Annotated in this window: 18 protein-coding genes and 1 other RNA gene; 17 read left to right on the top strand and 2 right to left on the bottom strand. The window is 33.1% G+C overall.

Annotated elements, in window-relative coordinates; all coding sequences use genetic code 11:
- Nucleotides 1-167: 167 nt before the first annotated feature.
- The 9 genes from recJ (at nt 168) to LG295_RS06565 (ending at nt 11,514) form a co-directional block, all read left to right on the top strand.
- The gene (gene recJ, locus LG295_RS06525) at nt 168-2,447 is read left to right on the top strand and encodes a single-stranded-DNA-specific exonuclease RecJ (protein WP_107558298.1); all 2,280 of its coding nucleotides are present in this window, start codon (nt 168-170) and stop codon (nt 2,445-2,447) included.
- A gap of 12 nt (nt 2,448-2,459) precedes the next feature.
- Complete coding sequence (locus LG295_RS06530; protein ID WP_107530505.1) at nt 2,460-2,978, top strand: adenine phosphoribosyltransferase; 519 nt, start codon at nt 2,460-2,462, stop codon at nt 2,976-2,978.
- A gap of 451 nt (nt 2,979-3,429) precedes the next feature.
- Nucleotides 3,430-5,619, top strand: a complete 2,190-nt coding sequence (locus LG295_RS06535) for a bifunctional (p)ppGpp synthetase/guanosine-3',5'-bis(diphosphate) 3'-pyrophosphohydrolase (protein WP_107530504.1) — start codon at nt 3,430-3,432, stop codon at nt 5,617-5,619.
- Nucleotides 5,620-5,631: 12 nt separating this feature from the next.
- The gene (gene dtd / locus LG295_RS06540; RefSeq protein ID WP_107530503.1) at nt 5,632-6,084 is read left to right on the top strand and encodes a D-aminoacyl-tRNA deacylase; all 453 of its coding nucleotides are present in this window, start codon (nt 5,632-5,634) and stop codon (nt 6,082-6,084) included.
- On the top strand, nt 6,081-6,956 hold the full coding sequence (locus LG295_RS06545; RefSeq protein ID WP_107558297.1) for an N-acetylmuramoyl-L-alanine amidase: 876 nt from the start codon (nt 6,081-6,083) through the stop codon (nt 6,954-6,956). The genes dtd and LG295_RS06545 overlap by 4 nt, the downstream gene beginning before the upstream one ends.
- A gap of 327 nt (nt 6,957-7,283) precedes the next feature.
- Nucleotides 7,284-8,546 carry a histidine--tRNA ligase gene (gene hisS, locus LG295_RS06550; protein ID WP_107558296.1) on the top strand — a complete coding sequence of 421 codons (1,263 nt, stop codon included), beginning with the start codon at nt 7,284-7,286 and terminating at the stop codon, nt 8,544-8,546.
- 12 nt (nt 8,547-8,558) lie between these two features.
- Nucleotides 8,559-10,325 carry an aspartate--tRNA ligase gene (gene aspS, locus LG295_RS06555; protein WP_318832811.1) on the top strand — a complete coding sequence of 589 codons (1,767 nt, stop codon included), beginning with the start codon at nt 8,559-8,561 and terminating at the stop codon, nt 10,323-10,325.
- Between the two features lie 64 nt (nt 10,326-10,389).
- Nucleotides 10,390-10,580: non-coding RNA, 6S RNA (gene ssrS, locus LG295_RS06560), on the top strand.
- A gap of 163 nt (nt 10,581-10,743) precedes the next feature.
- Nucleotides 10,744-11,514, top strand: coding sequence for a ThiF family adenylyltransferase (locus LG295_RS06565; RefSeq protein WP_107558294.1), 771 nt, complete (start codon nt 10,744-10,746; stop codon nt 11,512-11,514).
- Nucleotides 11,515-11,616: 102 nt separating this feature from the next.
- Here LG295_RS06565 and LG295_RS06570 read toward each other — a convergent pair whose 3' ends face one another.
- Nucleotides 11,617-12,891 carry a replication-associated recombination protein A gene (locus tag LG295_RS06570; protein WP_404476757.1) on the bottom strand — a complete coding sequence of 425 codons (1,275 nt, stop codon included), beginning with the start codon at nt 12,889-12,891 and terminating at the stop codon, nt 11,617-11,619.
- A gap of 86 nt (nt 12,892-12,977) precedes the next feature.
- Between LG295_RS06570 and cymR the strand changes: the two genes are divergently transcribed.
- From cymR to LG295_RS06585, 3 genes are all read left to right on the top strand, one after another.
- A complete protein-coding gene (gene cymR, locus LG295_RS06575; RefSeq protein WP_017724657.1) occupies nt 12,978-13,397 on the top strand; it encodes a cysteine metabolism transcriptional regulator CymR in 420 nt (139 codons plus the stop codon).
- Between the two features lie 132 nt (nt 13,398-13,529).
- Nucleotides 13,530-13,712 carry a CsbD family protein gene (locus LG295_RS06580; protein ID WP_029377123.1) on the top strand — a complete coding sequence of 61 codons (183 nt, stop codon included), beginning with the start codon at nt 13,530-13,532 and terminating at the stop codon, nt 13,710-13,712.
- A gap of 35 nt (nt 13,713-13,747) precedes the next feature.
- Complete coding sequence (locus LG295_RS06585; protein ID WP_167456072.1) at nt 13,748-13,915, top strand: hypothetical protein; 168 nt, start codon at nt 13,748-13,750, stop codon at nt 13,913-13,915.
- 386 nt (nt 13,916-14,301) lie between these two features.
- Here LG295_RS06585 and LG295_RS06590 read toward each other — a convergent pair whose 3' ends face one another.
- Nucleotides 14,302-15,300, bottom strand: coding sequence for an LLM class flavin-dependent oxidoreductase (locus LG295_RS06590; RefSeq protein ID WP_107558292.1), 999 nt, complete (start codon nt 15,298-15,300; stop codon nt 14,302-14,304).
- Between the two features lie 288 nt (nt 15,301-15,588).
- Between LG295_RS06590 and sal the strand changes: the two genes are divergently transcribed.
- The 5 genes from sal (at nt 15,589) to LG295_RS06615 (ending at nt 22,731) form a co-directional block, all read left to right on the top strand.
- On the top strand, nt 15,589-17,220 hold the full coding sequence (gene sal / locus LG295_RS06595) for a Sal family ABC-F type ribosomal protection protein (protein WP_404476763.1): 1,632 nt from the start codon (nt 15,589-15,591) through the stop codon (nt 17,218-17,220).
- Nucleotides 17,221-17,280: 60 nt separating this feature from the next.
- Nucleotides 17,281-18,426, top strand: a complete 1,146-nt coding sequence (locus LG295_RS06600; protein ID WP_318832812.1) for a cysteine desulfurase family protein — start codon at nt 17,281-17,283, stop codon at nt 18,424-18,426.
- Nucleotides 18,427-19,539: a tRNA 2-thiouridine(34) synthase MnmA gene (gene mnmA / locus LG295_RS06605; RefSeq protein ID WP_107558289.1), complete on the top strand. Its 1,113-nt coding sequence runs from the start codon at nt 18,427-18,429 to the stop codon at nt 19,537-19,539.
- Between the two features lie 135 nt (nt 19,540-19,674).
- Nucleotides 19,675-20,340: a tetratricopeptide repeat protein gene (locus LG295_RS06610; RefSeq protein WP_101049493.1), complete on the top strand. Its 666-nt coding sequence runs from the start codon at nt 19,675-19,677 to the stop codon at nt 20,338-20,340.
- Between the two features lie 3 nt (nt 20,341-20,343).
- Complete coding sequence (locus LG295_RS06615; protein ID WP_107531867.1) at nt 20,344-22,731, top strand: ATP-dependent RecD-like DNA helicase; 2,388 nt, start codon at nt 20,344-20,346, stop codon at nt 22,729-22,731.
- Nucleotides 22,732-23,060 lie beyond the last annotated feature (329 nt).

Below are 23,060 nucleotides of genomic sequence, written 5' to 3' on the forward strand. Positions count from 1 at the left end.
AATTGTTATGAAAACACATTAATTGATTTGTTATAAAATAGTGAATTTAAAACAGTATATGACGACTTTATTATCAAATAGTCGATTCAGTCAATTCTATAAAAGAAACTACTTTTTATTTTGGTATATCTTTTGTATAATGACTTGTGGAAATGAGGGAGAATAGTATGATTAAATCAAAATATACTTGGGACGTTAATTTACCAGAATATGAAATTGCAGAAGCAGATTCTTCGGATTTAAAACTAACTCCTATTGTAAAAAAAATCCTTGAGAGTAAAGGATTAACAAATAAAGACACAATTAATAATCTCCTTAACGGTACACCTGAAATGCATGATCCGATGTTGATGAGTGATATGGATAAAGCAATAGCAAGAATTAATTTAGCGATAGATCAAAATCAAAAGATTTTAGTTTATGGCGATTACGATGCAGATGGTGTTACGTCTACGACAATTTTAGTGAATACACTAAAGGAATTAGGCGCACATGTAGGTTGGTACATACCAAATCGTTTTTCTGAAGGCTATGGCCCAAATGAAATGGCTTTTAAAAATGCATATGAAGAAGGTATCTCTTTAATCATTACTGTCGATAACGGTATTCAAGGCCATGATGAAATACAAATGGTGCAAGATTTAGGTGTGGATGTAATAGTAACCGACCACCATGAAATTGGTCGTACAATGCCAAACGCATATGCAATTGTTCATCCTATGCACCCAGAATTTGATTATCCATTTAAATATTTATGTGGCGCAGGTGTCGCATATAAATTGGCACAAAAATTATTGGATGAACCTCCAGCATATTTCTTAGGCTTAGTTGCGATTGGAACAGTAGCAGATTTAGTATCATTGACAAATGAAAATAGAGCTTTAGTTCAAAAAGGATTGGAAGTATTAAACGATCATTGCCCACCATCTATTAAAGCCGTATTAAGTCAAGCGGGTTATAGTGATAGTATTACGGAAGAAACAATTGGTTTTATTATAGGGCCAAGACTAAATGCGGTAGGTAGACTTGAAGATGCAGGACTTGCTGCAGAATTATTGATGACTGATTCAGATGAGGAAGCAGAATTTCTTGCAGAACAAGTAGAATTTTTTAATCAAGAACGAAAAGACATCGTAGCTCAAATTACTGAAGAGGCGTTAGCTGCAGCGGAAATTCAAGTTAAGCAAGGAGCGAAATTTTTACTTTTAGCTCAGGCTGACTGGCATGAGGGTGTATTAGGCATCGTAGCTTCCAAAATAGTAGAAACCTATAGTCTACCAACTCTAATTTTAAATATAGATGAAGGACAAGATCATGCTAAAGGTTCTGCACGTAGTATTGAGCAAGTGTCTATGTTTGAAATTTTGAATGCGCATACAGATTTAATAACAAAATTTGGTGGGCACCATATGGCTGCAGGTATTACTATGCCAATTGAAAATATTGATTCGTTACGTAATGGTTTAAATGATTGGATGGAACAACTAGCAAGCACAACTTCATTGGAACCACGTAAAAAAGTTGACGTGAAAATAGATGAATCTGATATTACGATTAAAAATATTCAAGATATCCAAAGGTTACGTCCGTTTGGTACAGATTTTTCTAGCCCGTGTTTTGAATTAGAAGATATTACAGTTAATCAAAGTAAAGCGATCGGCCAAGATAGTAAGCATTTAAAATTAGTTATGGGAGATAGTAAGCTACAAGCTATATTTTGGCAACATGGTCACTTAGTTAAGGAGTTGGGTGAGCAACAACCAATTAATGTAATAGGAACATTACAAATTAATGAATGGAACGGTTTCCAATCTCCTCAATTTATGATACAAGATCTAGCTAGTAATAATTTACAGATTTTAGACTATAGAAGTAAACGTAATATAAGTAGTTTGGAACAAGGCGATAAGGATGTCGCATATTTAATCCATAAGAAGAATGAAAAAATAGGAGATAATTATTATTATTATGGAGAAACAATTCAACAACCATATGATAAGTATGTATTTCGTGATTTACCAACTTCTATACAAGAAATTAAAGACACGCTAAAAACGGTGAATGTTTCACAAATTTATTTAGTTTTAAATCATGAGCAATCAATATACTTTGAAGGTATGCCAAAAATAGAAACATTCAAAAATTGCTTTAAAGCATTAGCAACGAAACGTGAAACCAATTTAGCTAATGACGGGATGCAATTATGTAAGTTTTTAAATATACAACCGAATATGCTTAAATTTATCTTAAAAGTTTTTCTCGATTTAGAGTTTATAAAAGAGGAAAATGGTATAATTAAGATGAACAGTGTTTCCACAAAGAGAGAGATTGAATCCAGTAAATACTACCAAGGTCGACTAAATAGAATAGAGGTTGAAAAAGTTCTATTATATGATGACTTTAGTAACTTAAAGAAATGGATTAAATCAGAGCTGATAGATAAATAGGAGGAAGTTTGAATGGATTTAAAACAATATGTGTCTGAGGTTGAAGATTGGCCAAAACCAGGCGTTAATTTTAAAGATATAACAACGATTATGGATAATGGTGAGGCGTATGGTTACGCTACTGATCAAATCGTGGCATACGCAAAAGACAGAGATGTTGATGTTATCGTTGGACCAGAAGCACGTGGTTTTATCATTGGTTGTCCAGTAGCTTATTCAATGGGAATAGGTTTTGCTCCAGTAAGAAAAGAAGGTAAATTACCAAGAGAAGTAATTCGTTATGAATATGATTTGGAATATGGAACAAACGTACTTACAATGCATAAAGACGCGATTAAACCAGGTCAACGTGTATTGATTACGGATGACTTACTTGCGACAGGTGGAACAATAGAAGCGGCTATTAAACTAATAGAACAATTGGGTGGCATTGTGGTAGGTATTGCATTTATTATTGAACTTAAATATTTAAATGGCATAGAAAAAATCAGAGACTACGATGTTATGAGTTTAATCTCATATGATGAATAATCAGCACAATTAAGTTAAAGGCTTGAATTACCAACATTACTTAAAATAAAAGTGCATCTTCATTTTCTAAATGGGGGTGTATTTTTTTAATTTAATTGCGCTAAACAAAATGAGCACTATAGTATTATTTGACTTTGATTAAATTAGAGCTAAGGCTAATAGTACGAGAGGGTTTGCTATATGTAATAAGTGACGTGAGGCATTAATTATTTCAGAAAAAAATAGCTTTATTTTGTATTTATAAGACAAAATAAAACCATATTTTACTATTAGTATCGCATACTCATTTATTTATTTATTAACATGTAGTATTATATAACTATTATACATAATTTGGCCGAATAACGTTAAAATACGTTACAATCATAATTAAACAAAAATTAATTGCAGCTAACGAAATATAATACTGGGTATCTAATAGCGATTAATATTTAGTATAGGGGTGTCTTAAGTGAACAATGAATATCCATATAGTGCCGATGAAGTACTATCCAAAGCAAAATCATATTTATCTAAGGAAGAGTATGAATATGTGTTGAAAAGTTACCACATAGCCTATGAGGCACACGAAGGCCAATTTAGAAAGAATGGTTTACCGTATATTATGCATCCAATTCAAGTTGCGGGCATTTTGACTGAAATGCATTTAGATGGTCCAACCATTGTTGCAGGTTTTTTACACGATGTTATAGAAGATACACCTTATACATTTGATGACGTGAAGGGCATGTTTAATGAAGAAATTGCAGTTATCGTTGAGGGTGTAACTAAATTAAAAAAAGTGAAGTATCGTTCAAAAGAAGAACAACAAGCAGAAAATCATAGAAAATTATTTATAGCGATTGCTAAAGATGTGCGGGTAATCTTAGTCAAATTAGCAGACCGCTTACATAACATGAGAACATTGAAAGCAATGCCTAGAGAAAAGCAAATTAGAATTTCAAAAGAAACACTTGAAATTTATGCGCCTTTGGCACATAGATTAGGTATTAACACTATTAAATGGGAATTGGAAGATACTGCGCTAAGATATACAGATTCTGTCCAATATTTCAGAATAGTAAATCTTATGAAGAAGAAACGTAGCGAACGAGAAGAATACATTCAAAATGCTATTAACCAAATACAAAATGATTTATCCAATATGCATATTATTGGGGACATAAACGGACGTCCCAAGCATATTTATAGCATTTATAGAAAAATGGTTAAACAGAAAAAACAATTCGATCAAATCTTCGATTTATTAGCAATTAGAGTTATTGTTAATTCCATTAACGATTGCTATGCTGTTTTAGGCCTTGTTCATACATTGTGGAAACCGATGCCTGGAAGGTTTAAGGACTATATTGCCATGCCGAAACAAAATATGTATCAATCCTTACATACTACTGTAGTAGGACCAAATGGCGATCCATTAGAAATTCAAATTAGAACTTATGAAATGCACGAGATAGCAGAGCATGGTGTGGCCGCGCACTGGGCGTATAAAGAAGGCAAAAAAGTTACCGAAAAATCTCAAAGTTTCAATAAAAAATTAAATTGGATCAAAGAGTTAGCTGAAACTGATAATACTACTTCTGATGCAGAAGAATTTATGGAAACGCTAAAATTCGACTTACAAAGTGATAAAGTTTATGCTTTTACACCTGAAAGTGATGTCATTGAATTACCATATGGTGCAGTGCCAATTGATTTTGCTTATGCAGTTCACAGTGAAGTTGGTAATAAAATGATTGGATCAAAAGTAAATGGCAAAATTGAACCAATCGACTATGTATTACAAACAGGAGATATTGTTGAAATAAGAACAAGTAAACATTCATATGGCCCTAGTCGTGATTGGTTGAAAATTGTAAAATCCTCAAGTGCTAAAAGTAAAATTAGAAGTTTCTTCAAAAAACAAGATCGTTCTTCAAACATTGAAAAAGGTAAATTTATGGTTGAGGCAGAAATTAAAGATCAAGGCTTTAAAGTGGATGCAGTTTTAACAGACGAAAATATTGAAATTGTCAACAATAAATACAATTTTGCTAATGAAGATGATTTGTTTGCTGCAGTAGGTTTTGGTGGCGTGACAGCATTGCAAATTGTTAATAAACTGACTGAAAAACAACGTATTTTAGATAAACAAAAAGCATTAAATGAAGCTCAAGAGATAACTAAATCAGTACCTATTAAAGAGGATATAACGACTGATAGTGGTGTTTATGTTGAAGGTATTGAAAATGTTTTAATTAGATTATCAAAATGTTGTAATCCAATCCCTGGTGATGATATTGTAGGATATATCACAAAAGGCCATGGTATAAAAGTGCATCGCACAGATTGTCCAAATATAAAAAATGAAAATGAACGTCTGATTCATGTAGAGTGGGTACGTTCTAAAGATTCAACCCAACGTTATCAAGTAGATTTAGAAGTTTCTGCATATGATCGAAACGGTCTGCTAAATGAAGTGTTACAAGCAGTTAATTCAACACAAAGTAATTTAGTAAAAGTATCTGGACGCTCTGATATCGATAAGAATGCAGTAATTAATATCAGTGTAATGGTTAAAAATGTGAATGAAGTATATCAAGTTGTAGATAAAATCAAACAACTTGGAGATGTATATACAGTAACAAGAGTTTGGAATTAGAGGTGTAACTAAATGAGAATAGTAGTCCAGAGAGTCAAAGAAGCATCAGTTTCAAATGATTCTATTGAAAACAAAATAAATAAAGGCTACTGTTTGCTTGTGGGTGTTGGTAAAACTTCAACAGAAGCAGATATAGCTACATTAGCTAAAAAAATCCTCAATGCAAGACTATTTGAGGATGAGGATGGAAAATTAAACTTAAACCTTCAACAAATTGGTGGAGAGATTTTATCTATTTCTCAATTTACACTTTATGCAGATGTTAGAAAAGGTAATAGACCTGGGTTTACCCAATCCATGCCTCCAGAACGTGCTAATGAATTATATGAAAAATTAAATGCAACACTCCGTTCTTATGGAATAAATGTGTTGACAGGTGAATTTGGAACAGACATGTTAGTTAATATTGCCAATGATGGACCTGTAACAATTATTTATGAAAGTCAGGATGGCAAAATTATATGAAAAAAATCAATACTTGGCTAGAAAAAAATAAACTTAAAAATTTCCCCGCGCTAATTGTCATTGTAACATTTATTGTCTTTATCATTATGATTATCTCTTTCTTAAATCATAATGATGAGAATAGTAGTAGTATCTATGTTACTGAAGATGCTGAACTAAGAACTGGTCCAAGCTCGGCCTATCCAGTTATTAATAACATCGATAAAGGGCAAAACTTCCAAAAAATAGGTAAGACAGGTAAGTGGATAGAAGTAGAATCTTCTAACAAGAAAGAAAAAGGTTGGGTAGCAGGATGGCATACGAATTTAGATATTGAAGCAGATGCTAATCATAATGCCAAACCTTTAAAAGATAAAACGATAGTACTTGATCCTGGTCACGGTGGTAGTGACCAGGGAGCATCAAGTAATACAAATAAAAAAAGTATCGAAAAAGTATACACTTTAAAAACTGCTAAAGAACTAAAATCACTTTTGGAAAAAGAAGGTGCTACGGTTAACATGACTCGTGAAAGCGATGAATACGTTAGTCTTGATGAGCGAAACATAAAAGGTGATGCTTATATTAGTATACATAATGATTCTTTAAAGTCATCTAAAGCAAACGGCAGCACAGTCTATTGGTTCAAAGATAATCAAAAGGCATTAGCCGAAACATTAAATGCTAGTTTGCAAAAAAGAGCGTTACTGACAAATAAAGGTGCTAGACAGGAAAATTTCCAAGTATTGAGACAGACAGATGTACCAGCTGTATTATTAGAATTAGGTTATATCAGTAATCCGACTGATGAAGATATGATTACGGACCAATTGCATAGGCATATACTTGAAAAAGCAGTTGTCGATGGCTTGCGTGCATATTTTTCAGAATAAAAAGGTTGCATAATTCTCATAAACTGGTTATTATTAAATATGAATTCTATATTAAAACCGATATGATTCTTGAATTTTCTTTACGAAATGGTAGCAAAATATGCGAAGAGACATAATTCCTGGCTGAAAAATTATGCATAGTAGTTTTGAGAAATTGAACACAAGAACAGGTGCTTTGATAAAAGCCGTTTAGCGAGCGTTATTCGTATGAAGTGGATTATAAATCTAGCGTTTATAATCAATTAGGGTGGCAACACGGAAATTCGTCCCTTGTATGACTTATTAGTCATGCAAGGGTTTTTTTTATTGCATAAAAGGAGAGATTCTATGATAAATATACCTAGAGGGACGCAAGATATTTTACCAGACGAAACAAAAAGATGGCGTTATATTGAATCAAGATTAGATGAGTTAATGGAAGTTTATAATTATCAAGAAATTCGTACACCAATTTTTGAAAGTACAGAATTATTTGCACGTGGTGTAGGTGATTCGACAGATGTGGTCCAAAAGGAAATGTATACGTTTAAAGATAAAGGAGACCGTAGTATTACTCTACGCCCAGAAGGCACAGCAGCGGTAGTACGTTCTTATATTGAAAATAAGATGCAAGGTTTGCCTAATCAACCAATTAAATTATATTACAATGGGCCAATGTTTAGATATGAACGTAAACAAAAAGGGCGTTATCGTCAATTCACACAATTTGGTGTTGAAGCAATTGGTGCTGAAGATCCAGGTATAGATGCTGAAATTTTAGCGATGGCTATGCACATTTATCAATCATTTGGATTGAAGCATTTAAAATTAGTGATTAATAGTATCGGTGACATTGAATCACGTCGCGAATACAATGATGCACTAGTTAGACATTTTGAACCTGTAATTGATGATTTCTGTAATGACTGTAAGGCGCGTTTACACACAAATCCAATGAGAATATTAGATTGTAAAGTTGATAAGGACAAAGAAGCTATTAAAACTGCTCCTAGAATCACTGAATTTTTAAATGAACAATCTCAAAAATATTATGCTGATGTTAAGCAACATTTAGATGATTTAGGTGTACCTTATGTAGAAGACCCTAACTTGGTTCGAGGTTTAGATTATTATACGCATACAGCATTTGAATTAATGATTGATAACCCAAATTATGATGGTGCGATTACAACATTATGTGGTGGTGGTCGCTACAATGGTTTACTAGAATTGTTAGATGGACCAAGTCAAACGGGTATTGGATTTGCGTTAAGTATAGAAAGGTTATTATTAGCTTTAGACGAAGAACAAATCGAACTTGATGTTGATCATGATTTTGATTTATTTATCGTAACTATGGGTGAAGAAGCAGATCGTTATGCCGTCAAATTACTTAATGATTTACGTAGAAATGGTATTAAAGCCGACAAAGATTATTTACAACGTAAAGTTAAAGGACAAATGAAACAAGCCGATAGATTAAAAGCAAACTATACTATTGTTATAGGTGAGCAAGAATTAGAAGATAATAAAATAAATGTTAAAAATATGCAATCAGGTGAAAGTGAAACTATTCGTTTAGATGCAATTATAAATTATTTTAAAAACTAAGGAGAAGATAACATGAGTAAGCGCACAACATACTGTGGTTTAGTAACTGAATCATTATTAGACCAAGAAGTAATATTAAAAGGTTGGGTACACAACCGTAGAGACTTAGGCGGTCTGATTTTTGTGGATTTAAGAGACCGTGAAGGATATGTACAAGTCGTATTTAATCCTGATTTTTCTGAAGAAGCATTAAAAATAGCTGAGACAGTAAGATCTGAATATGTAGTTCAAGTTAAAGGTATCGTCAAAAAACGTGATCCTCAAACAGTGAACCCGAAAATTGCTACAGGTCAAGTAGAAGTACAAGTTTCAGAAATTGAAATTATAAACAAAGCAGAAACACCTCCATTTGCATTGAATGAAGAAAATCAAAACGTTGATGAAAATATCAGATTAAAATATAGATATCTAGATTTAAGACGTCAAGAATTAGCGCAAACATTTAAAATGAGACACCAAACTACACGTTCAATCAGACAATACTTAGACAAAGAGGGCTTTTTCGATATTGAAACTCCTGTACTAACTAAGTCAACACCTGAAGGGGCGCGTGACTATTTGGTACCTTCACGTGTACATGACGGTGAATTCTATGCATTACCACAATCACCACAACTATTTAAACAATTATTAATGATTGGCGGTTTCGATAAATATTATCAAATCGTAAAATGTTTCCGTGATGAAGACTTACGTGCTGATCGTCAACCTGAATTTACACAAGTCGATATTGAAATGAGCTTTGTAGATCAAGAAGACGTTATGGAAATGGGAGAAGAAATGCTCCAAAATGTAGTGAAAGATGTAAAAGATGTCGAAGTTCCAAGACCTTTCCCTAGAATGACATATGATGAAGCAATGCAACGCTTTGGTTCAGATAAACCAGATACACGTTTCGGTATGGAATTGATAGACGTATCAGAATTAGGAGAAATCATGGATTTCAAAGTGTTTAAAGATGCTGTGACTAATAATGGCCAAGTTAAAGCGATAGTTGCAAAAGGTGCATCAGATCAATATACGAGAAAAGATATTGATGGTTTAACTGAATTTGTAAATATTTATGGTGCTAAAGGTTTAGCATGGGTAAAAGTCGTTGATGAAGGTGTGAACGGTCCAATTGCTAAATTCTTTGAAGCAGACCACGTTGCTAAACTACAAACATTAACTGAAGCACAGCCAGGTGACTTAGTATTATTTGTAGCGGATAAACCAAGTGTTGTTGCACAAAGTTTAGGTGCATTACGTCTTAAGTTAGCTAGAGAGTTAGATTTAATTGATGAATCTAAATTAAACTTCCTATGGGTAACAGATTGGCCGCTACTAGAATATGATGAAGACTTAAAACGTTATACTGCAGCTCACCACCCATTCACTGCACCAAAACAAGAAGATATCGCTAAATTAGACACTGAACCTGAAAATGCACAAGCTAACGCTTATGATATTGTATTAAATGGTTATGAATTAGGTGGCGGATCTATCAGAATTCATAATGGTGATTTACAATCTAAAATGTTTGAAGTATTAGGCTTTACTGAGGAACAGACGCAAGAACAATTTGGTTTCTTGCTAGATGCATTCAAATATGGTGCGCCACCACATGGTGGTATCGCGCTTGGATTAGACCGTCTAGTAATGTTATTAACAGGCCGTACAAACTTACGTGATACAATTGCATTTCCTAAAACGGCTTCAGCTACATGTTTATTAACAAATGCACCAAGCGAAGTATCTGAAAGCCAATTAGAAGAATTGTCATTACGTATTAGACACTAATTTTTGGTATAAGCTTTTATTCTTGCTAATTTCAAATAATGTGTTATTATTAATTCCATAAGATAGTCATCTGTAGTGTTCGTATGTTTGCTTAATATTTGGGCCTAACACTCTTTGATCCGGGAGCCCAATGGGTTTTCTTGCAGCGCACACGCCTCATTAGGAGGACTTGCAAAACAAGAAACAGGGCACCCACCTGTTTTAAGCAGGCCGAATGATCAAGCATTTTATAACTACGGCACTTATGGACTCTATCGGTACGCAAGACTTCGGTCTTGCGTATTTTTTTGATATAAAATACAGAACTTGATATTTTTAATTAAATTGAAATAAAATAAATATATTAAATCCAATAAGAGAACAAGAAGTTTAAATGTAAAAACTATATTTAATTGCTCTTATTATTAAGGAGAATGGCATGAAACATCAATTTTCAAGAAATGAATTGGCTTATGGCCAAGAAGGTTTAGAATTATTAAAACAAAAAACTGTGGTGATTTTAGGCGTTGGAGGGGTTGGCTCATTTGCTGCCGAAGCTCTAGCGCGTACTAATATCGGACATATCATTTTAATAGATAAAGACGATGTTGACATCACTAATGTGAATCGTCAATTACATGCATTAACAACTACTGTTGGACAAAGTAAAGTTACTTTGATGGAAGAACGTATTAAGTTGATTAATCCTGAATGTAAGGTAACTTCATTACATATGTTTTACACAGAAGAAACATACGAAGCTTTGTTCAATAATTATGATATTGACTACTTTGTTGATGCAAGTGACACTATTATGTATAAAGTGCATTTAATGAAAGAATGCTTGGAAAGAGGCATATCTGTTATTTCCAGTATGGGTGCTGCAAATAAAACAGATCCAACACGATTTAAGATTGCTGATATCTCTGAAACCTATATGGATCCAATGGCTAAAATTATTCGTCGTAAATTGAAAAAACATGGCATATATAAAGGTATACCTGTCGTGTTTTCAGATGAAAGTCCCATAGTAATAAGAGAGGATGTTAAAGATACTGTAGGTGATGCAAACGCACCAACGAGAAAAGGACAAATCCCACCATCTTCTAATGCATTCGTCCCAAGTGTAGTTGGTTTGATTAGCGCCAGCTATGTTGTTAATGATATTTTAAAAGATATACCTGTTTCACGTATTAAAGATAAAATATAAAGTCATTTTTAGTATGTAGTTATCCAATATTTTATATATAAAAACAGAGGTTGAGATGCTATAATCTCAACCTCTGTTTTTTTATTTAAATCTAGAATTTTTTTATTTTTGTTGCGCTTGTGTGATGTTTTCATAAACCGATTTGAATTGTTGCTCACTTTTAGAAGTCGTTTTCGGTTCATAATAAATTTTACTTTTTAATTTATCAGGTAGATATTGTTGAGGAATAAATCCACTGTCATAACTGTGAGGATACTTATAACCAATAGCACGTCCTAGTTCTTTAGCGCCAGCATAATGTCCATCTTTTAAATGATCAGGAATTTGTCCTATATGACCTTTGCGTATATCAGATAGGGCAGCATCAATAGCAGTAATGCCTGAATTAGACTTAGGTGATAAGCAGAGTTCAATAACAGCCTGACTTAAGGGGATTCTAGCTTCTGGAAAGCCTAAACGCTCAGCTGATTCGATAGCAGCTAATGTGCGTTGTCCCGCACTAGGAGATGCGAGGCCAACATCCTCATAACTTATTACTAACAATCTCCTAACGATTGTTGGTAAGTCGCCTGCTTCAATTAAGCGTGCTAAATAATGAAGTGCAGCATTTACATCACTACCGCGAATTGATTTTTGAAACGCACTCATCACATCATAATGCATGTCGCCATCTTTATCACTTACAAAAGCTCCTTTTTGTAAACAATCTTTAGCATCTTGTAAGGTGATGTGACGTTGGTTGTCTGTTGTATCTGAACTTAAAACTGCTAATTCTAATGCATTTAAAGCACTTCTAACGTCACCTTGACTTTGAGTTGTAAAATAGGCCATCGCGTCTTCGTCTACAATCGGATTATAGCTTGCTAGGCCACGTTCTTCGTCATTTAGAGCTCTATTCAATGAAGCTTTGATGTCATCTTCATATAATGGATAAAGTTCAAATATTTGAGCTCTTGAACGAATGGCAGGGTTTATTGCGTGATACGGATTTGATGTCGTAGCCCCAATAAGAACAATTTTTCCATTTTCCAAATGTGGTAATAGAAAATCTTGTTTAGCTTTATCTAAACGATGGATTTCATCTAATAATAAAATAACTTGCCCAGACATTTTGGCTTCTTCAACTATAAGTTGCATGTCTTTTTTTGTATTTGTAACTGCATTTAATTGACGGAATTTAAACTGAGTACTTCCTGATATAGCTTTAGCAATACTTGTTTTACCGATACCAGGTGGTCCATAAAAAATCATTGAGGATAATCTTTTTGTTTCTACCATCCTTCTGATAATGCCTTTTGGACCAACTAAATGCTCTTGAGATATAATCTCATCAATGTTGCCTGGTCGCATTCTTGAAGCTAGTGGTTCGTTTGACACAATGTTTCACACCTTTCTAATTCTATATTAACGTAAAAAGTGATAGAATGTTATTATATAGTATTCGAATTAAGTGAGGTAATATAATGAAAATTTCAACTAAAGGAAGATATGGGTTAACACTAATGATATCTCTTGCTAAAAAAGAAGGTCAAGGGTGTGTGTCTTTAAAATCTATTGCGGAAGAAAATAATTTGAGCGATCTGTATTTAGAGCAATTAGTCGGTCCATTGAGAAATGCCGGGTTAATTCGAAGTGTTCGTGGTGCAAAAGGTGGTTACCAGTTAAGAGTACCATCTGAAGAGATAACAGCGGGTGACATTATTCGTTTATTAGAAGGTCCAATCACATTCGTTGAAAGTATCGATTCAGAACCACCTGCTCAAAAACAACTTTGGATTAGAATGAGAGACGCAGTAAGAGATGTGCTAGATAATACATCATTAAAATATTTAGCAGAATATAAGGATACAAATAATCTAGATGGGTACATGTTCTATATCTAAATGATGCAGAAATAGCATTTGATATTAATGATATAACAAATTTGAAAAATATTTATTAATCTATGTTTGAGATGTTTATTTATTAAAATTAGTGGTACGTATTATATATACATCATTAAGGAGGTAATTTACATGGCAGACGAAAACAAAGTAGAACAAGCAAAAGGTAATGTGAAAGAAACATTAGGTAACGTTACTGATAATAAAGAACTAGAAAACGAAGGTAAAGAAGATAAAACTTCTGGTAAAGCTAAAGAATTTGTAGAAAATGCAAAAGATAAAGCTAATGATGTTATCGATAAATTTAAAAAATAATCTATAATTTATGACTATTAAAGGAGAGATTTTAAATGGCTGAAAACTTTTTAGATAAAGCAAAAGAAACTGCAAAAAATGTATCAGATAAATTAAAAGATACAGACAATGAAAAAGCAAAACAAGCATCTGAACAAATCGATAAATTCACTGGCGGCAGTGATAACGATAAAAAAGATGACAAAAAAGACGATAAAAAATAATATTTGTTGTAAACAAATAGGATAATGAAGAGAGGTTAAGACATCATGATGTCTTAACCCTTTTTATTTGCAAATAAAAACTATTATAAATAATGCCTACTAAACATCGGATAAGAACTAGACTTAAGCTTTCCATTGTTTAGTAGGCATTAATTTTTATGATAGGTTGTGATAATATGTGAAGGACAATAATATAGAATGTGACAATCTAGTATGAATAACACCAAGTTTATATTTTGAAATTTAACTATGATGAATTTCAAAATATAAACACTTATAAAGTAAATTAAAAGTTTAATCTTATATTTCGTACATTCGCTTATTTAATTACTGTTTTGATGAATATTAAACATTGAATTGTGAAAAGTCTCGGCTTATTTAATAAATTATATCTCTTCGATAATTGTTTTCAGTTTTTTATAAGAATCTAACTGTGCGTCTTGATCATAAATATAACTAATCGCCATCAGTTCATCTATTTCACCGTGTTCTTTGATAAAGTCTTGAATTTTAACTTCAACTGTCTCTTTAGATCCGATTAAGGATTGTTGCATTCTTTGTTTTGCAATTTCATATTCTGTAGGCGTTAAGAGCCCTTTTAAATCATCAGTTGGTGGTTGTACAGGTTGCATTCTGCCTCTAGTGATGCTCACCATCACTTGTGCTTGTGTAGTTGCTAAGTATTCAGCTTGTTCATCTGTATCTGCAACAATTGCATTAAGGCAAACAATAACATAAGGTTTGTCTAGTACGTCAGATGGCTCAAATAGTTCTTTATATATCTGAATCGCATCTTTCATTTGTTGCGGTGCAAAGTGGCCAGCAAAGACATATGGTAGGCCTTTACGTGCGGCTAAATGTGCTGAATCTGTAGAAGAACCAAGTATATAAAGTGGTACTTGCTTATTAACAGCTGGATAGGCGCGTACATATCCTTGCTGATTAGCTGGGCCAAAGTAAGTTGAAAGTTGTTCAACTTCTTCAGGGAATTCATAAACACCGTTATGTTGATCTCTACGTAAAGCGCTAGCAGTCATCATGTCTGTTCCTGGCGCACGTCCTAACCCAAGGTCTACACGGTTTGGGAAAACAGTTTCCATTGTTCCGAATTGTTCTGCAACAACTAATGGTGCATGATTTGGTAACATAATACCACCAGAACCGACACGTATTTTTGAAGTGTGTTCTAGTGTATGCTGAATTAATAATGCAGTTGCCGAACTAACTAGATTAGGAGCGTTGTGGTGTTCAGCTATCCAATAACGTTCGAAATCAAGTGCTTCTAAATCTTGCGCAAGTTTAACCATATCTTTGATTGCTGCTTGATCATCTTGACCTTCGCGGATTGGTACTAAGTTAAGCGCAGATAATTTTAAATTGTTCATTTTATATCGTAATCCTCCTTGAGCTTGTTAATACAAAGTAGTATAACAGGCGATTTAAAACTTGCGTAAGAAATTGCTCATTGTTATACTTATACAAAATTAAAACGTTAGGTGGCTTAATTAAGACAATGGATAAATCTCATAAGAAATATACAAACCAATTAAATTTAAATAAAAGTTATGGGATATGACCCTGTCTAAATTACGTGAAAATACTTAAGCAACCACATACAAAGTAATATATAACACGGTGAAGATATGTCATGTCCTAAAAGTGGAGGAATTGATATGTCTTTTTATTATGAACAAAAACCATTTGAACAGTACGGACGAATACTGATTGATAAGGTGCTAATTGAGATAGAAGAAGGAGAACATGTTGCATTTTTAGGAGACAATGGTGTTGGAAAATCGACACTCTTGCATGCGCTTAAGGATACTTATAAAGAAAGCGCATATTTAATGGAACAAGATATGACTGATTATTATGAGATGACAGCAATGGATTTTATCCTATTTCTAAAACCACAAATTGCTCAATTGAAAAAAGAAATACAATATAATTATGAAAAAATAAGTCATTACGTTGCATTGGAAGGCTATGAATTTGAACAAGAAATCATTACGCAAGCAAAATTATTTGATTTAACGGAAATCGACCTAGATAAAAAGGTTGCGTCGCTTAGCGGAGGACAGCAAACACGTGTAGCGGTATTAAAAGCATTCTTATCAAAAAAATCGTTAATATTACTTGATGAACCTACTAATCATCTTGATATGACAATGCTAGATAATTTGATAGAGAATATAAATAAATCTAAACAGACTATCGTTTTTGTGTCTCATCACAGAGGTTTCATCAATCAAACGGCATCACACATTTATCAAATAACACGTAACGGAACGAGAAAATTTCAAGGTAATTATGATCATTATAAACAAGTTGTAGATTTGGCTCATCAATCACAAGTCAACGCTTATGATAAACAACAAAAAGAAATCAAAGCGCTAGAAGCGACTATTAGACGAGTGAATGAATGGCATTCAGCTTCACAAAAATCAACTAGTGTGCGCGACCCAATACAACAAAAAAGATTAAGTAAATTAGCTCAAAAAGCAAAAGTAAAGGAATCACAACTAAAACAAAAGATTAATGAAAAACAAATTGAAGCACCCGAAAATGATAATAGGGATTTTCATTTTAATGAGCAAACGCGTTTACGAAAGCGTAGCTTAATTAGATTTGAAAATGTTAGTATAACTATAAATCAACAGGAAATTTATAGGAATGCTAACTTTGAAATGAAAAATAAAGAAAATATACTTTTAACGGGTCCGAATGGTAGTGGCAAATCATTATTTATCGCAATGATTAAACAAGACATAAAACCGGATAAAGGTGATATATATATTACGCCATCGCTTAAAATGGCTAGTTTTGACCAACAAAATAACAACTTGAACTTTAACAGCAGTCCATTAGACATGGTGATGGCATTGGACAGTGTGACTCGTAGTGAAGCGCAAACAATTTTAGCTTCTTTTGATTTTAATAAGGAAAAAATTCATCAACCTATCGCATTTTTATCCATGGGTGAGAAAAGTAGATTGCAGTTTGTATTATTATATTTTTCTAACCCACATCTTCTTATTTTAGATGAACCAACCAATTATTTTGATATAGCTACGCAAGATTTAATATTAAAAATGATTGAAAGTTTTCAAGGTCAAGTACTTATCGTTACACATGATCAGTATTTACAATCAAAAATCACTGCTACGCACTGGCATATTAATGATAAGCGATTGCAAAATATGTCATTGAATAGTAAACAACCATCAGATATCAAAAACACTATGAAATTATTAGAGGATTTTAAAGATATTGATGAAAATGGTCATTTTGAAACAGACAACTAGAAAAATTAATTATATGGTGCTATCATTGGAACATTGATAAAAATTTAAGGAGTGTCAAGCATGGAAGTATACGCAGATTATGCTGCTACAACACCAGTTAAGCAAAAAGTAATTGATAAAATGATGGATATTTATTCTGTTCATTATGGTAATCCGTCTTCCATTCACAGTATAGGAAGAGATGCACGAAAGTATTTAGATGAAGCACGTCGTGCAATTGCATCTTCTTTTAACGCAAAACCAAGTGAAGTGATTTTTACAAGCGGTGCGACAGAATCTAATAACACTGCTATTAAAGGGGTGGCTTATGACCAGATGCACAGAGGAAAACATATTATCACTTCCAAAATTGAGCACCATTCTGTACTCCATGTATTTGAACAACTAGAAAAAGAAGGCTTTGAAGTCACATATTTAGATGTTGATAAACAAGGTATAATCAACCTTCAGCAATTAGAAAATGCTATTACAGAGCAAACGATTTTAGTTTCAATCATGTTTGTTAATAATGAAGTAGGCACTGTTGAACCAATGTACGATATTGAAGAAATTGTTGGTAAATCTAATGCACTGTTTCATGTTGATGCAGTACAAGCGATTGGTCATTTAGAAATAGATTTTCATGAATTTGATATTGATGCTATGAGTATGACTGCACATAAATTTGGTGGTCCAAAAGGTGTTGGCATACTACTATTAAAAGAAGGCACTCCATTAAAATATCAACAATTAGGTGGAGAACAAGAGGCTAAACGTAGAGCTGGTACTGAAAATTTACCGCAAATTGTTGGATTAGCTGAAGCTGTTAAGCTTGCAAACCAATATAGAGACGAAAACAATGTTCATTTAATGAACCTTAAAAATTTATTCTTAGTTTCATTACAAGAACGCTCAATCCCCTTTGAATTAAATGGTTCTATGACAGATTCAACTGGTCACATAGTAAATTTATATTTACCATTTATAGATGTAGAAACAATGCTGACTTTATTAGATTTATCCAATATATATGTTTCATCAGGTTCAGCTTGTACTGCAGGTACTACAACACCATCACATGTATTACAAGCAATGTATGATGAAGAAGATAATCGAGCAAACCATTCGGTAAGATTTAGTTTTAATGAACAAACAACTGAACAAGAAATAAAATATATAGCTACAGAAATTCATAAAATTTATCATAAATTTAAGGAGGACGTGTAAGTGTCAAATAAAGATACACGAGTTGTTGTCGGGATGTCTGGTGGCGTAGATAGTTCCGTTACAGCACATTTGTTAAAAGAACAAGGTTATGATGTCATAGGTATATTCATGAAAAATTGGGATGATACTGATGAAAATGGCGTATGTACAGCTACTGAAGATTATAATGATGTCATCGCAGTATGCAATCAATTAGATATTCCATACTATGCAGTGAATTTTGAGAAAGAATACTGGGATAAAGTATTTACGTATTTCCTAGATGAATATAAAAAAGGTCGTACGCCAAATCCTGATGTAATGTGTAATAAAGAGATTAAATTCAAAGCATTTTTAGAACACGCATTAAAACTTGGTGCTGACTATGTTGCTACAGGTCATTATGCACGTGTGCGTCGTCATGAGGATGGACACGTTGAAATGTTAAGAGGCGTGGATAACAATAAAGATCAAACTTATTTCTTAAATCAATTATCACAAGATCAATTATCTCGTGTAATGTTCCCAATAGGTGATATCGATAAAAAAGAAGTGCGTCGTATTGCTGAAGAACAAAATTTAGCAACTGCTAAAAAGAAAGATTCAACAGGTATTTGTTTTATTGGAGAACGTAATTTCAAAGAATTTCTTTCACAATATTTACCAGCACAATCTGGAGAAATGCAAACACTACAAGGTGAAAAAATCGGTACGCATGCTGGACTAATGTATTATACAATCGGACAACGTCATGGCCTAGGTATTGGTGGAGACGGCGATCCATGGTTTGTAGTTGGTAAAAACTTAAATGATAACGTATTATATGTTGAACAAGGTTTTCACCATGATGCATTGTACAGTGACTACTTGATTGCATCAGATATCTCATTTGTAAATGATGTTGACTTGGAAAACGGATTTGAATGTACTGCAAAATTCAGATATCGCCAAAAAGATACTAAAGTATTTGTACAAAAAGAGAGTGATAACGCAATTCGTGTAGTATTCGATGAACCTGTTCGTGCGATTACGCCTGGTCAATCTGTTGTACTTTATGATGGGGATGTCTGTCTTGGTGGCGCTACAATTGATGATGTTTTCAAAGAATCTGGACAATTAAGTTACGTTTTATAAATCAAAAGATGAAGTATTATTTAGAAATCGTTAGTAGACTATATAATATAGTATCTAGCGATTTCTTTTTTTGAAATTAATATTTCAAAAAAATGAGTAAATGTTATAATTAATAGTCAGAAAAGAGGGTTAAAATTGAATCAAGAGCAAATATATAAATTAATTAAACAGGGTAATTTTGAAGAAGCACTTAAAGCATTATTTGAAAATATAGAAGCTAGTCCAAAAGAAGTTGAAAATTACATAAATGCTGGAATATTATTGGCTGAAGCTGGGGAAGTAGAAAAAGCTGAAAAATTCTTTCAAAGAGCAATCACTTTAGATCCAGAAAACGGTGCAATTTATTATAATTTAGGAAATGTATATTACAATGAAGGTCGTTTTAATGAAGCGATAAAATTATACCAACAAGCGCTGAAATTTAACGTTGATAAAGTTGATACAAATTATATGATTGGAATGTCTTTTAATCAACTAGAAGCATTTAACGAAGCTTTACCATTCCTAATGACTGCAGCGGAACAAGATGACCGTGATGATGCTGAGGTACAATTCCAATACGGGCTTGTGTTATGTCATTTAGAAATGTTTGAACCAGCTATTGACCAGCTAAACCGAGTATTAGCAATCGATAAAAAACACGCAGATGCGCTTTATAATTTAGGTTTAGCGACATATATGCAAACGGAGAATACTGACGAAGCTATTCGTCACTTTGAAGCGGCTGTCGATGCTAATCCAGATCATGTCATGAGCCATCATGCTATCAAAACTTTTAAATCTATCGCAGAGGAGGAATAACTTATGGAAAACCCTACACTATTTAATAATTCAATGATTAAAGGGACTGTTGATGCGATTTTGTTTCAAAACAAAGAAAATTTTTATACGGTTTTAAAAGTTGATACGATTGAATCCAATGAGACTTTCGATTCAATGCCTACAATTGTAGGGTTTTTTCCAGATATTGCAGAAGGTGACGTTTATACATTTAAAGGCCAAGTCGTTACGCATGCGAAATATGGTAAACAATTAAAGGCTGAAACATTTGAAAAAGAGTTACCACAAACGAAAGAAGCAATTATAAGTTATTTATCCAGTGACCTTTTTAAAGGAATCGGTAAAAAAACAGCACAAAGTATTGTAAATAAATTAGGTGAAAATGCAATTAGTGACATATTAAATGATCCAACTGTATTAGAAAAAGTGCCTAGCTTACCTAAAAAGAAACAAAAACAAATTGCTGATCAAATCGCAAGTAATCAAGAAACAGAACAAATTATTATTCGTCTTCATGATTTAGGTTTTGGACCTAAGCTAGCAATGGCTATATACCAAGCATATTTAGGCGAAACGCTCAACGTAGTTGAAAACAAGCCTTATCAACTTGTATATGACGTCAAAGGTATCGGTTTTAATAAGGCGGACACATTAGCGCGTAATGTCGGCATTCAATTTAACGATGCAGAACGTCTTAAAGCAGGTTTACTTTATGTGCTAGAAGAAGAATGCATAAAACAAGGCCATACTTATTTACCAACTCATAATGTACTAGAGATGACTCAAGATATGTTATCACAACCACCAAGTGAATTAATAGAAACACAGCAACTTGAGCAAGTTTTACAAGATCTGGTAAATGACACTAAATTAATCCAGCAAGAAAATGAAGTCGCTATTCCAAGTCTGTACTATTCAGAACTGAAAAGCGTTCAAAATTTATACCGTAATTTTACTTATACAAATAAACTTAAAGAAATTGAGCAATCGGATTTACTGCTTGAAATCGGTGAAATTGAGGATCGCAATAATGTTACATATGCAGATTCGCAAAGAGAAGCCTTGCAAACAGCGATTAACTCTAAAATAATGTTGCTGACAGGTGGTCCAGGTACTGGAAAAACTACTGTCATTAAAGGTATTGTCGAATTGTATGCAGAGTTGCATGGTTTATCATTAGATTATGACGATTATCAAAATGATGATTATCCTGTCGTTCTAGGTGCGCCAACTGGACGAGCATCAAAACGTTTGTCAGAGTCAACTGGTTTGGAGGCTATGACGATACATCGCCTAATAGGTTGGAATCAAGATACGCAACCAGAAGATATTTTAGATAATGAAATTTCTGCTAAACTTATCATAATTGATGAAATGTCAATGGTTGATACATGGTTATTTCATCAATTTTTAAGTGCTGTACCTATCGATGCGCAAGTTATACTAGTCGGGGACGAAGATCAACTGCCATCTGTTGGACCAGGTCAAGTATTTAAGGATTTAATTGATTCGAAAGTGATTCCTCGTGTGAATTTAACTGAAGTTTACCGTCAACAAGATGGTTCAAGTATTATTGAATTAGCGCATAGGATGAAACTAGGTGAAGCCATTGATATTACACAACGATTTCATGATCGTAATTTTATAAACTGTACAACTGAACAGATACCTTCTGTTGTTGAAAAAGTAGTATCAAGTGCAGTGAATAAAGGTTATGATATGAGTGATATTCAAGTATTAGCTCCGATGTATAAAGGATCTGCAGGTATTAAGAAACTAAATACAGTATTGCAAGATATCTTGAATCCTAAAGAACAGGATACTCGAGAAATTGAATTTGGTGATATTGTCTTTAGAAAAGGTGACAAGGTCTTACAACTTGTTAACCGACCAAGCGATAATATATTTAATGGTGATATTGGCGTTATTGTAGGTATCTTCTGGGCTAAAGAAAATGCGTTAAATAAAGATGTTTTGGTAGTTGATTTTGAAGGTAATGAGATTACATTTGTTCGTCAAGATTTAATGGAATTAACACACGCTTATTGTACATCAATTCATAAGTCACAAGGTTCAGAATTTCCAATCGTTATTATGCCAATGGTTAAACAGTACTTTAGAATGCTTCAAAAACCTATATTATATACAGGTTTAACACGTGCCAAACAGTCACTTGTGTTCTTAGGAGACCCACAAGCATTTGATATTGGTCTAAAGACGCACGGCCAAGTAAGAATGACACAATTGTGTGCTTTTCTTCAAGCATATTTTAATAATGATGAAGAGACTGAAAGTGCTGATGTCAGTAAATCCTTTGATTCAGATATTATATTGTCTGAAGAAAATATATTTAAAATAAATCCTATGATTAATATGGGGGAGTTTTCCCCATATGACTTCGTTGAAGATTGACATTGTCGTTGAAAATAAATACAATATAAATAACTTCGCATGAAGATAAGTAAACTATGTTTTATCCCCAGAGATGTACTGGTTGGTGAAAAGTACAAAGAATATAGTTGAAAGCTACTTTGTGTCAGTAAGCATAGTAACTAATTAAGTGATAAGTGTATGTTAGTAAATTTGTTAAGACTGTTGAATTGCATAATTTTAACAATGAGGTCTATAAAGATTTACTGATGCTTATAACTAGGGTGGTACCGCGAAACGTTCGTCCCTTTTATGAGGATGGGCGTTTTTTATTTTCATTTTTTATGAATTACTGTTATAACTTGAGTTGA

Origin of the sequence: Staphylococcus pseudoxylosus (assembly GCF_044794325.1) — a bacterium.
Classification (GTDB): domain Bacteria; phylum Bacillota; class Bacilli; order Staphylococcales; family Staphylococcaceae; genus Staphylococcus; species Staphylococcus pseudoxylosus.

Bases quoted from the DNA above. Each gene is read 5' to 3' on its own strand.
- recJ (WP_107558298.1), top strand. From the start codon at position 168: ATGATTAAATCAAAATATACTTGGGACGTTAATTTACCAGAATATGAA.
- LG295_RS06530 (WP_107530505.1), top strand. From the start codon at position 2,460: ATGGATTTAAAACAATATGTGTCTGAGGTTGAAGATTGGCCAAAACCA.
- dtd (WP_107530503.1), top strand. From the start codon at position 5,632: ATGAGAATAGTAGTCCAGAGAGTCAAAGAAGCATCAGTTTCAAATGAT.
- LG295_RS06545 (WP_107558297.1), top strand. From the start codon at position 6,081: ATGAAAAAAATCAATACTTGGCTAGAAAAAAATAAACTTAAAAATTTC.
- hisS (WP_107558296.1), top strand. From the start codon at position 7,284: ATGATAAATATACCTAGAGGGACGCAAGATATTTTACCAGACGAAACA.
- aspS (WP_318832811.1), top strand. From the start codon at position 8,559: ATGAGTAAGCGCACAACATACTGTGGTTTAGTAACTGAATCATTATTA.
- LG295_RS06565 (WP_107558294.1), top strand. From the start codon at position 10,744: ATGAAACATCAATTTTCAAGAAATGAATTGGCTTATGGCCAAGAAGGT.
- cymR (WP_017724657.1), top strand. From the start codon at position 12,978: ATGAAAATTTCAACTAAAGGAAGATATGGGTTAACACTAATGATATCT.
- LG295_RS06580 (WP_029377123.1), top strand. From the start codon at position 13,530: ATGGCAGACGAAAACAAAGTAGAACAAGCAAAAGGTAATGTGAAAGAA.
- LG295_RS06585 (WP_167456072.1), top strand. From the start codon at position 13,748: ATGGCTGAAAACTTTTTAGATAAAGCAAAAGAAACTGCAAAAAATGTA.
- LG295_RS06590 (WP_107558292.1), bottom strand. From the start codon at position 15,300: ATGAACAATTTAAAATTATCTGCGCTTAACTTAGTACCAATCCGCGAA.
- sal (WP_404476763.1), top strand. From the start codon at position 15,589: ATGTCTTTTTATTATGAACAAAAACCATTTGAACAGTACGGACGAATA.
- LG295_RS06600 (WP_318832812.1), top strand. From the start codon at position 17,281: ATGGAAGTATACGCAGATTATGCTGCTACAACACCAGTTAAGCAAAAA.
- LG295_RS06615 (WP_107531867.1), top strand. From the start codon at position 20,344: ATGGAAAACCCTACACTATTTAATAATTCAATGATTAAAGGGACTGTT.